This window comes from Streptomyces sp. NPDC030838, from assembly GCF_055572035.1.
In genome coordinates, this window is record NZ_JBVIED010000009.1 from 33,146 (window position 1) to 42,941 (window position 9,796).

Annotated in this window: 7 protein-coding genes and 2 pseudogenes; 3 read left to right on the forward strand and 6 right to left on the reverse strand. The window is 71.9% G+C overall.

Features of this window, described 5'->3' with window-relative positions; genetic code table 11:
* Positions 1-8 precede the first annotated feature (8 nt).
* A complete protein-coding gene (locus tag ACZ42A_RS22870) occupies positions 9-1,358 on the forward strand; it encodes a M28 family peptidase (protein WP_468529101.1) in 1,350 nt (449 codons plus the stop codon).
* Between the two features lie 27 nt (positions 1,359-1,385).
* Here ACZ42A_RS22870 and ACZ42A_RS22875 read toward each other — a convergent pair whose 3' ends face one another.
* From ACZ42A_RS22875 to ACZ42A_RS22885, 3 genes are all read right to left on the reverse strand, one after another.
* Positions 1,386-1,898, reverse strand: coding sequence for a hypothetical protein (locus ACZ42A_RS22875; RefSeq protein WP_468529102.1), 513 nt, complete (start codon positions 1,896-1,898; stop codon positions 1,386-1,388).
* Between the two features lie 42 nt (positions 1,899-1,940).
* Positions 1,941-3,002 (reverse strand): DNA polymerase III subunit beta family protein, encoded by a 1,062-nt coding sequence (locus ACZ42A_RS22880; protein ID WP_468529103.1) that lies wholly within the window; start codon positions 3,000-3,002, stop codon positions 1,941-1,943.
* 73 nt (positions 3,003-3,075) lie between these two features.
* Positions 3,076-4,068 carry a GlxA family transcriptional regulator gene (locus ACZ42A_RS22885; RefSeq protein ID WP_468529104.1) on the reverse strand — a complete coding sequence of 331 codons (993 nt, stop codon included), beginning with the start codon at positions 4,066-4,068 and terminating at the stop codon, positions 3,076-3,078.
* A 162-nt stretch (positions 4,069-4,230) separates the two neighbouring features.
* On the opposite strand from ACZ42A_RS22885, the gene ACZ42A_RS22890 reads away from it, so the two are divergent.
* Positions 4,231-4,821, forward strand: coding sequence for a cysteine hydrolase family protein (locus tag ACZ42A_RS22890; protein ID WP_468529105.1), 591 nt, complete (start codon positions 4,231-4,233; stop codon positions 4,819-4,821).
* Between the two features lie 22 nt (positions 4,822-4,843).
* Here the strand turns inward: ACZ42A_RS22890 and ACZ42A_RS22895 are convergent, their stop codons facing one another.
* The 3 genes and pseudogenes from ACZ42A_RS22895 to ACZ42A_RS22905 all read right to left on the reverse strand — a co-directional run.
* On the reverse strand, positions 4,844-6,478 hold the full coding sequence (locus ACZ42A_RS22895) for a carboxylesterase/lipase family protein (RefSeq protein ID WP_468529106.1): 1,635 nt from the start codon (positions 6,476-6,478) through the stop codon (positions 4,844-4,846).
* Between the two features lie 90 nt (positions 6,479-6,568).
* Positions 6,569-8,536 carry a protein-arginine deiminase domain-containing protein gene (locus tag ACZ42A_RS22900; RefSeq protein ID WP_468529107.1) on the reverse strand — a complete coding sequence of 656 codons (1,968 nt, stop codon included), beginning with the start codon at positions 8,534-8,536 and terminating at the stop codon, positions 6,569-6,571.
* A gap of 181 nt (positions 8,537-8,717) precedes the next feature.
* Positions 8,718-9,122: pseudogene (locus tag ACZ42A_RS22905) on the reverse strand (amidohydrolase family protein); the annotation flags it as partial.
* Between ACZ42A_RS22905 and ACZ42A_RS22910 the strand changes: the two are divergent.
* Positions 9,121-9,606 (forward strand): annotated as a pseudogene (locus ACZ42A_RS22910) (nitrate reductase); the annotation flags it as partial. The pseudogenes ACZ42A_RS22905 and ACZ42A_RS22910 sit on opposite strands and share 2 nt — an antisense overlap.
* Positions 9,607-9,796: the final 190 nt, after the last annotated feature.

Here is a 9,796-nt window from a genome sequence, read left to right on the forward strand (position 1 = left end):
CCCCCCACATGACAACTCCCCAGTCCACCCTGCCCAGACGCTTCTCCAGACGCACCGCGACCGTGGCGAGCCTGGCCCTGGCCGCCGGTCTGCTCGCCGCCGTCCCAGCCGCCTCCGCCACCCCCGCCACCTCGGCTCCCGCCGGATCCCAGGCCCTGGCGGCACCCGACATCCCCCTCGCCAACGTCAAGGCGCACCTCACCCAGTTCCAGTCGATCGCGAGCGCCAACGGCGGCAACCGGGCGCACGGCCGCACCGGTTACAAGGCCTCACTCGACTACGTACGCGCCAAGCTGGACGCGGCCGGATTCACCACCACCGTGCAGCAGTTCACGTACTCCGGCGCCACGGGCTACAACCTCATCGCCGACTGGCCCGGCGGCGACCCGAACCAGGTCGTCATGGCCGGCGCGCACCTCGACTCCGTCTCCTCCGGCGCCGGCATCAACGACAACGGCTCCGGGTCCGCCGCCGTGCTCGAAACCGCGCTCGCCGTCTCCCGCGCCGGGCTCCAGCCCACGAAACACCTGCGGTTCGCCTGGTGGGGCGCGGAGGAACTGGGCCTGGTCGGCTCCAAGTACTACGTCAACAACCTTCCCGCCGCCGATCGTTCACGCATCGCGGGCTACATCAACCTCGACATGGTCGGCTCGCCGAACCCCGGCTACTTCGTCTACGACGACGACCCGGCGATCGAGAAGGTCTTCAAGGACTGGTACGCGGGCATCGGCGTCCCCACGGAGATAGAGACCGAAGGTGACGGCCGCTCCGACCACGCCTCCTTCAAGAACGCCGGCATACCCGTCGGCGGACTCTTCACCGGAGCGAGCCGCACCAAGACGTCGGCGCAGGCCGCCAAGTGGGGCGGCACCGCGGGGCAGGCATTCGACCGCTGCTACCACTCCTCCTGCGACACGACGTCGAACATCAACGACACCGCCCTGGACCGCAACAGCGACGCCCTCGCCCACGCCATCTGGACCCTGGGCACGGCGGACCCGCTGCCGCCGGGCACGACGTACGAGAACACCGCCGACGTCGCCATCCCCGACAACGGCACCGCGGTGACCTCCACCGTCTCCGTCACGGGCCGCACCGGAAACGCGCCCGCCACCCTCCGGGTCGGCGTGGACATCAAGCACACCTGGCGCGGCGACCTGGTCGTCGACCTGCTCGCCCCGGACGGCACCGCCTACCGGCTGAAGAACTCCAGCAGTTCCGACTCCGCCGACAACGTCATCGCCACCTACACCGTCGACGCCTCGGCCGAGTCGGCCAACGGCGGCTGGCGCCTGCGGGTCCAGGACGTGGCCGCCCAGGACACGGGCTACATCGACAGCTGGAAGCTGACGTTCTGACGCCCCCGGCCGCGCGCCGGCACAGCGTCACCCGGTGGCGCCGGGTGCGGAGGCCCGCGGAGCCGTGTCCCGCCGGCTGATGGCCTCCGCCACCTCGCGGATCGCGACGCGGAGCACGTCCCCGTACGAGTCCTGAGAGAGGGACGGGGCGTGCTCCCCGGCCGCGTCGATGTGGTCGGCCGCGGCCTCGAACGACCCGAGGCGGCGGTAGTCGTCGGCGAGGTTGAGATGCAGGGACGGATAGAAACCGGCGATGTGCAGGTCGGCGTGGTGTTCCTGGGCGCGCTGCTCGGTCACGGCGTCGGCGGCGTCCAGCGCGCGGACGTTCCAGGCCAGGGCCTGGGCCGGGTCTTCGTAGAGATCCGCCAGGTAGTGCGCGCAGGTGCAGCGGTGCAGCGGGTCGCCGGTGACACCGATGGAGGACCACAGCGCCAGGAGCTCGCGGCGGGCGGCCTCGGTACGGCCGGCACGGCCCTCGGTGACGGCTCGGGCGATGGCCTCCATGGTGGGGTCCGGGGCGGCGGCGGGAGAGGTGGTCATGGGACGGATCCTTGTCGTCGTGGCAGACAGCTGCTCAAGTGGTCATGCGGTCCTGACGGGCATGGCCAGGGTGGTGAGGTCTCCGCGGTCGGCGGAGCGGATCGTGACGGGCTGGTCGGGTGCCCTCATGTCGATCAGCAGATCGGGGCCGATGGCGGTGCTGACGGCGGGGTAGAGGGTGGTCAGGTCGAAGGAGATCCGAAGGTCCCGCCCTGTCACTCTCGCCGGGATCCGGATCCCGGAGTCGGCGCCACCCGCCGCGAGCAGCGTCAGGCCGTGGCCGGTCACGCGCAGCGCGATCCGTTCACCGGGATGTTCTTCCAGAGCCCGCAGGAGCGGGTCCTTCGCGACCGCCACCCGGGTGGTGACGTCGTCGAGCGAGGCGAGCATCAGCCGAACGTCGGGAAACTCCTCCGTCAGCAGCCGGCAGTGCCGGTCCGCACGGCCCGCGGCGCGCAGCCGCAGTCCGTGCGGGGTCGCGTCGACATGCACCCTCGCACTGCGGCGCACCTCGGCGACCGCGGCCCGCAGATCGTCCCCGCAGACCGTGCCGGACCACTCCGCCGCCGACGGTTCGGCGGGCACCAGGGTGCGCGTCGACAGGCGGTAGCGGTCCGTCGCGGTCAGCGTGATCGCCTCGGGGGTGACCTCGATGCGCAGACCACCGAGGACCGGCATGCCCGCCTCGTGCGCCGTGGAGGTGAGGACCTGCTCGACGGCGTCGGCCAGCACAGGTCCCTTCAGCGCGGCGATCGGCACGCTCGGCCCGCCCGCGAGTGACCCCTTGACGGCGACGGCCGTACGCCGCGCCGCCGCGGCGTCCGCCAGCACCTTCTCGACATGCTCGTCGATCAGCCGTGACGCCTGCTCCGGCCCGGAGCCGAGGACCGCCTCGACGGCGCTGAGGGGCATGGCCATCTCCCGCAGCCGGCGCAGCAGGACGGCTCGCGCCACCTGGCCCGTGTCGTAGTAGCGGTACCCGGATGCGGGATCCACCTCGGCAGGGGGCAACAGCCCCGCGTCGGCGTAGAACCGCAACGCACTCGAGGTCAGGCCACTGCGTCGGGCGAAGACCCCGATCGGCATCAATGCGGAATTCGGCACCCGGCCATCATCGACTCTCAACCAACTCGAAGGTCAACTTCAGGGTCGGTGGTCCCGGCGCGGCCTCGCCGTCTCAGCCGGTCGTCGCGCGGAAGCGGCGGCGGTATTCCGTCGGAGTGGTGTTCAGGCGTCGGCGGAACGCCCGGATCAAGGTGTCCGTCGTGCCGAAACCGCAGGTGGACACGATCCGTTCCAGCGTGGCGTCGGTGGATTCGAGCTGGTTGCGGGCCAGTTCGACGCGGGCGGATTCGACGTAGGCGCTCGGGGTCATGCCGAGTTCGGCCTTGAAGACGCGGGTGAGTTGCCGCTCGCTGAGACGGGCGTACTCGGCGAGGTCCGCGACGGTGAGCGGTTCGGCGATGTGGCGCAGGATGTGGTGGCGGAGGTCTTCGATGCGGCGCGTCGGGGAGACGGGTTCGAGAGGCACGCTGAACTGGCTCTGGCCGCTCGGCCGCTTCAGGTACATCACGAGCTGCCGGGCGACGCGCAGCGCCATCGCCTCCCCGAAGTCGTCGGCGACGAGGGCGAGGGACAGGTCGAGGCAGGCACTGATACCCGCGCCGGTCCACACGTCGCCGTCGCGGATGAAAATCGGGTCGGCGTCGACGTGGACCGCCGGGTGATCGGCGGCGAGCTGCCGCGCGGTCGACCAGTGGGTGGTGGCGCGCTTGCCGTCGAGGAGACCGGCGGCGGCGAGGACATGGGCCCCGACGCAGACGGATGTGACCCTGCGTGTCCGCTCGGCGAGCGTCTTCACCCAGCCGACCACCGTCGGGTCGGTGAGCGCCTGGACGCGGCCCCGGCTGTCGGTCTCGACCGAGCCGGGCACCAGGAGGGTGTCGATGGTCTCGCCGGCCACCTCCTCGAAGGTGGCGTCGGGGACGACGCGCACACCGGCGGCGGTGGTGACCGGGTCCCGGGTCTCGGCGGCGAGGACGACCCGGTAGCCCGTCGGCCCCGCCAACTCGCGTCGCACCAGGGAGAACACCTCGGGTGGTCCGGTCACGTCGAGAAGGTCGACCCCTTCGAAGAGGAGGATGACGACGAGTCGTTCGACGGTGCTCAAGGGGTCTCCGCCCGGTCGGCAACGGTGATGTCCGGATCTGCATGTTAGATGACATTGCCGACACGCGGAGCGGGACCGTAGCTTCGGTGCGTGGCCCCGAAGGGCCTCGATCACCAAGCCGAGCAGCACACTTGGCAATTCCAACCTCCTGGAGGCATTTCCATGGCCACGACCACTCTGCGTGAACTCATGGGCTTCGACGAGACGCCCGCCTCGCTCGCCGACGCGACGCTGATCCTGGTCGACTACCAGAACACCTACGTCCGCGGCGTGATGGAACTGGAGGGCTGGCAGGCGGCGCTCGACTCCGCCGCCGAGCTGCTGGGCAGAGCCCGGGAGGCGGGTGCGAAGGTCATCCACGTCATCAACGACGGCGGTGAGGGCACCCCGTACGACATCCGCGCCGAGATCGGTCGGATCCACCCGAGCGTGGCGCCGGCCGAGGGCGAGTCCGTCGTCGTCAAGAAGGTGCCGGACGCGTTCGTCGGCACCGAGCTGGGGGAACTCGTCGACGCCGCGGGCCACAAGGACGTCATCGTCATGGGCTTCATGACGCACATGTGCGTGCTGTTCACGGCGCAGGGCGCGTTCCTGCGGGGCAACCGGCCCACGGTGGTCGCCGACGCCTGCGCGACGCGCCCCCTGCCGGCGGCGGGCACCGAACTGCCCGCCGCGCAGATCCATCAGGGGGCGCTCGCGACGATCGGCGACCTCTACGGGGTCGTCGTCGAGTCCGGGAAGTCCTTGGCCTGAGCCATGTCGGCAGCCCCGAGGCTCAGGGCAGCCGGCGCCAGAAGCCGAGGTGGTGGGCGGCCGCGTAGTCGACGGACGTGAGGGCGTCGGGGGCCAGCGACTGGGTGTGCGGCGCCGGCGAGCCGGGCACGAACGCCGGCCAGGGCGCGAGGCCGCGCCGAGCGGGCCGCCCGGTCGCGGCGAACGCGGCCCAGTAGTCGGTGATGGCGTCGGCGAGCTGCGCCTGCGCCGGGGTGAAGAGGTCGCGGACCGCCTTCTCCTCGAACACGTACGGTGTGTCGGAGGCGTGGTACGCGCCGAAGTCGAACTCCTTGACCGGCACGGGCAGATACATGGGCGCGTCCGGGTCGGCGAACTCGTAGGCGTACGTCGGCACATGCCGCCCGAGGGCCGTGTTCTGGGCGTGCGTGCCCCGCGCCCACATGCGGTCGGTCACCACGGCGGCCCAGGCCAGCGCGGGGGAGGGGAAGGCGTCCGCCGGGTACTCGGCGAGCACGGCGGCCTCGCGGTCCTTCCCGAACGCGGTCACCACCAGCTCCTCGTACTGCCGCTCGGTCAGTTTGCCGTTCACCGCGTCCCACGTCAGCCCGACGAACAGCCGGTGCTCGTCGCGGGTCGCGCCGGACAGCACCGGCACCCGGTGGAAGCGCCCCTCCTCCAGGGCCTTCTCCGGCAGCTCGGGCAGGACGCCCTCGCCGAAGGCGAACGCCTGGAAGATGTTCATGATGTGCGGCACCTCCAGGATCCGCTGCACCGGCAGCGCGCGCAGACAGCGCAGGGCGCGCTCGTGATCGGGGTCCGCGCAGCCCAGCTCGGCCGCGATCTCCCGTCCGGAGTCCCGCAGCTCGCGCTGGGTACGCCAGGTGTACCAGGGGTAGGCCGGTACCTGCGGGCCCATCATCCCGGCGGGCATGTCCATCATGCCCTCGCCGCTGGAGAGCACCGCGCGATGGAACAGACCCCGGGCGGACGGCGAGGTGAGGTGTCCGACGATCGCCGTCGCGCCGAAGGAGGAGCCGGCCACGGTGACGTTGCCGGGGTCGCCGCCGAAGGCCGCGGCGTTGCGGGCCACCCACCGCAGTGCCGCCTGCTGGTCCTGGAGCCCGAACGTCCCCGAACCCGGCAGCCCCGGATGGGCGAACCCGCCGAAGACACCGAGCCGGTAGTTGACGGTGACGACCATCAGGCCCCGGTCGGCGAGACGGCGGGCGTCGAACAGGGCGCCGCCGCCGATGGTGCCGTCGCCGTGGATCCACACGAACACCGGCGCCCTGCGGCCCCGGGCGGACCCGCCCGGAGCGGTGACGTTGAGGACCAGACAGTCCTCCTCCAGGCTGGTGACGCCGCCGTACTGGGCGGGCACCTGCGGACACAGCGGACCGGGCCGCGTGGCGTCCCGTACGCCCTGCCAGGGGCGTACGGGACGGGGCGCGGCCCAGCGGTGCTCACCGGTCGGCGGTGCGGCGTAGGGGATGCCCTGGAAGACACGGTGACCGGCGGCCACCGTGCCGCGCACCGCTCCCTTGTCCGTCCGCACCACCGCCGTCCGTCCCCCGGGCCCGGTGTCCGCCCGCCCCTGTGCGGCGGGCTCCGCGCAGGCTCCGGCGGCCACCGCGATGCCCAGCGCGGCAGCCACCAGACCCCGCCTCGTCGCCATCGCTCACGCCCCGCTCTCGTCCGGTCCGGTCGGAAGTCACTCCGAGTGGCATCATGGACGCTCCGGGTGCGTGCCGCGAGTTGGTGCGGGCTACTGCCTGGGGGCCGCCCACCAGGACGCCGAGGCGTCGCGCAGGGTGTTGGTGCCGCAGTGCACCTCGCCCATGCCGAGGTGGTACGTGTACCAGTCGTCGATGTACGACACCTTCAGCCCGACCTGCCGGTAGGCGGTGTTGACCGCCTCCGTGAAGATGTCCTTGCCGCCGATGACCGGCCCCCACTGGCGCGGGGCCAGGTAGCGGTCGCGGCCGAGGAGGACGCCGTTGACCGCGCCGGGGACGTACGCGCTGGTCATGACCGTCGCCCGAGCCTTCCCGGTGGACCGGTTCCCGTCCTGCGCGAGCCACTTCTGCTGGCCGTGGTCCTTGAAGGTCTCGGCGAGGGAGGACCCGCCGCCCAGACGCGTCAGCCGCGGCATGGGGACCTCGTCACCGTCGGCCGCCCGCGTCTCGGCCTCGCGGGTGTACAGGGCCGGTACGCGGACGATCTCCGCGTCGGTGACACCCGTCTCCCGCTTCAGGATCTCCAGGTTGGCCGCGATGCGCTCGGCCGCCATCGTGTTGTCGGCGACGAAGTGCCGGGAGGCCAGGACCTGGTCGATGGTCTCCTTCGGGGCCGGCATGTCGTTCCCGAGGCCCGGGACGGAGAACATCTTCGTCGTGCCGTGGCCGTCCCGCTGGGCGTCCCGCAGCAGCCGCAGGCCCGCCTCGGGGTCGGCGACCCCGATCCGCCAGCCGCGCGCGGTGCCGGGGGCGGGCAGGAACTGCACGAACTCGTCGACGTGCCCGACCCCCAGCCACGAGGTGTCCAGCAGCAACGGGTCCTGCAGGCCCTGCGACTTGAGGAGCTTGCGCATCGCGGGCGACGGCCGCTGTCCGCTGTCCTTGCGCCAGCCCTGGATGATCCGTCCGGCCGGGAAGGAACGGCCGTTGTGGGTGTACGGCGGGATGGTCTCCAGGTTCCCCATGGAGTTCAGCGACCAGTCGTCCGGTTCGCCCTGGTCGGCGACCTGGACGACACCGACGTCCCGGCCGCGCACCTTCTCGAACAGCTCCCGGCCCGCCTCGCGGTCCAGCTGGGCCGAGCGCAGCATCACCCGCATCACGTGACGTTTGCCGCCGGGCCCCGTCATGGCGACGTAGGCGGGCTCGACGAAGTCCTGCGCCCAGGGGTCCCCGTACTTCTCGAAGGTCACCAGCGGCTTGGTGATACCGGCGGCCTTGACCTCCTTCTCCAGGTCCTTGACGAACTTCCGCTGGAGGCGGCCGTATTCGCCCGCGCCGCTCACCTTGGTGACCATCACCTGCTGGGTCTTCTGCAGGTGGTGGTGGGTGAGGAGGGGAGCGACGCGCAGGGTGACGGAGTCGGAGGTGGTCCGCCCGTCGGAGGTCACCGACAGCCGGATCACCGCCCGGCCGTCCCACTTAGCGCTGTCCCGGATCACATCGGTGGCCTCGACGCCGAACTCCACCCCGGCGCGCAGTTCGGCGGCGGTCAGCCGGGTGCCGGACGTGACCCGCACCCACTTGCCGGAGCGCTTGAGGAAGACGTGGGTGTGCTTGGCGCCCGTCGTCACCTTCACACTGCCCTTGGCGTCCGCCGCGAGGCCGGGCATCGGGACGGAACGGACCCGCGCGAGGTCGGCGGCGTCGGCCGTGCCGTTCACCTTGGTGTCCGAGGCGTCGTTGCAGGCGGCCAGCTTGGCGTCGGACAGCGGTCTGCCGTCGGGGCCGGTGGTCGGGCAGCGCTTGGTGTCGTCGTCGAGGTTGGGCAGATGGACCGCTCCGCGTCCGACGGACCAGCCGTCCTCGCCGGCCTTGTCGCTGCCGCCGGTGACGTCGACCCGCCCGTCGCGGTTCACATCGGCGCGCAGGTCGGGCGACGGGGACGGCGCGGCGTAGGCGGGGGATAGCGGTGTCGCGAGCACCGATCCCGCCGCCGTGACGGCGAGGATGGCATGCCGAACTGCCGCGGGGCGTATGCGCGTACGTGAGCGCACGGCGTGTTTCCCTTCTGATGGTGGGGGTTTCGCCGTGCAAGAGGGAAAAGAGCCGCTGTGCGTTGACTGTGCGGCGGAGAGTTCCTACCTCGGTCTGACAACAGTGCGCGGACCGAGGGGATTGATCATCCTCTGAGGGGATGGAGAGGACGCCCGCGATGCGGTAGTGGGGCCGCCCGTGTCACAGTTCCGGTGCGCGGTGCGTGCGCCGGCCGTCCACCACCGTGAGCAGGACGGGAAGTTCGTCGAGCTCGGTGTCGGGGACGTCGAGCGGGTAGTCGGCGAGCACGGTGAGGTCGGCGCGGCGTCCGACGGCCAGGCGGCCCGGCCGCGTGCTCCTCGCCGAGCCGCCGCGACCGGTTGTCGGTGTGGTCGGCGCGGGTGAACTCGCAGCAGTGGGTGGGCTGCATGGAGGCGACGACACCGTGCGGCGAACCGCCGCACGGTGTCGTCGGGCACCGTCGCGATGTGCTCCACCTGGTACCGCACCGGCCGGTCGCAGGCCGCCCGCGCCTGCTCCACCGAGTCGAGCACATGGGCGTACGGCGGCGTCGCCGATGGCGTGGGTGGCGGTCGGCACGCCCGCCTACAGCGCCGGCTTCGCCGCCCTCCAGGCCGTCGGCCTCCGCGTCCGCCGCACCGTCAGCGTCCTGGCCGACGGAGCCGTGGCCGTGTCCCCCACGCTCTACGCGCTGCTGGTCTCCGACTTCCTCGACACCGTCTCCGACGTCCTTCAGCTGACCGTCGTCCTGGTCGGTCCCGCCATGGCCGTGTACGCCGCCGACATCCTGCTGCGCCGCAACCGCTACGACGGCCGCGCGCTCATCGACGAGAGCCCCGCGAGCCCCTTCTCGTACACCGCCGGCGTCAACCGGCCGGGCGGCCTCGCCCTCGCCGCGGGCGTCACCGCCGCCGCCCTGTCCGTCAACACCCCCTACACCGGCCCGATCGCCACCGCCCTCGACGGCATCGACCTCGCCCTCCCGGCCGGAATCGTCGTCGCCGGACTCCTGTACCCCGCCCTGATGCGCCACTCGCCGACGCTACGCACGACACGCTCCACCACCTGACCGACCACCCTGCCACCGCCCGCGCGGGCGGCTGCCCCAGCACACCGCCGTTTGGCAGCCCACCTGACAGTCCCTGCGCACCCTCCCGGCAGGGACCTGCCGTGGGGGGGGGGGGGGGGGGGGGGGGGGGGGGGGGGTTTGGGTGGGGTCGGGAGGTTCAGGATATGTGGGAGGTAGAGATAGCGGGGTG

Bases quoted from the DNA above. Each gene is read 5' to 3' on its own strand.
- ACZ42A_RS22890 (WP_468529105.1), top strand. From the start codon at position 4,231: ATGGCCACGACCACTCTGCGTGAACTCATGGGCTTCGACGAGACGCCC.
- ACZ42A_RS22870 (WP_468529101.1), top strand. From the start codon at position 9: ATGACAACTCCCCAGTCCACCCTGCCCAGACGCTTCTCCAGACGCACC.
- ACZ42A_RS22875 (WP_468529102.1), bottom strand. From the start codon at position 1,898: ATGACCACCTCTCCCGCCGCCGCCCCGGACCCCACCATGGAGGCCATC.
- ACZ42A_RS22895 (WP_468529106.1), bottom strand. From the start codon at position 6,478: ATGGCGACGAGGCGGGGTCTGGTGGCTGCCGCGCTGGGCATCGCGGTG.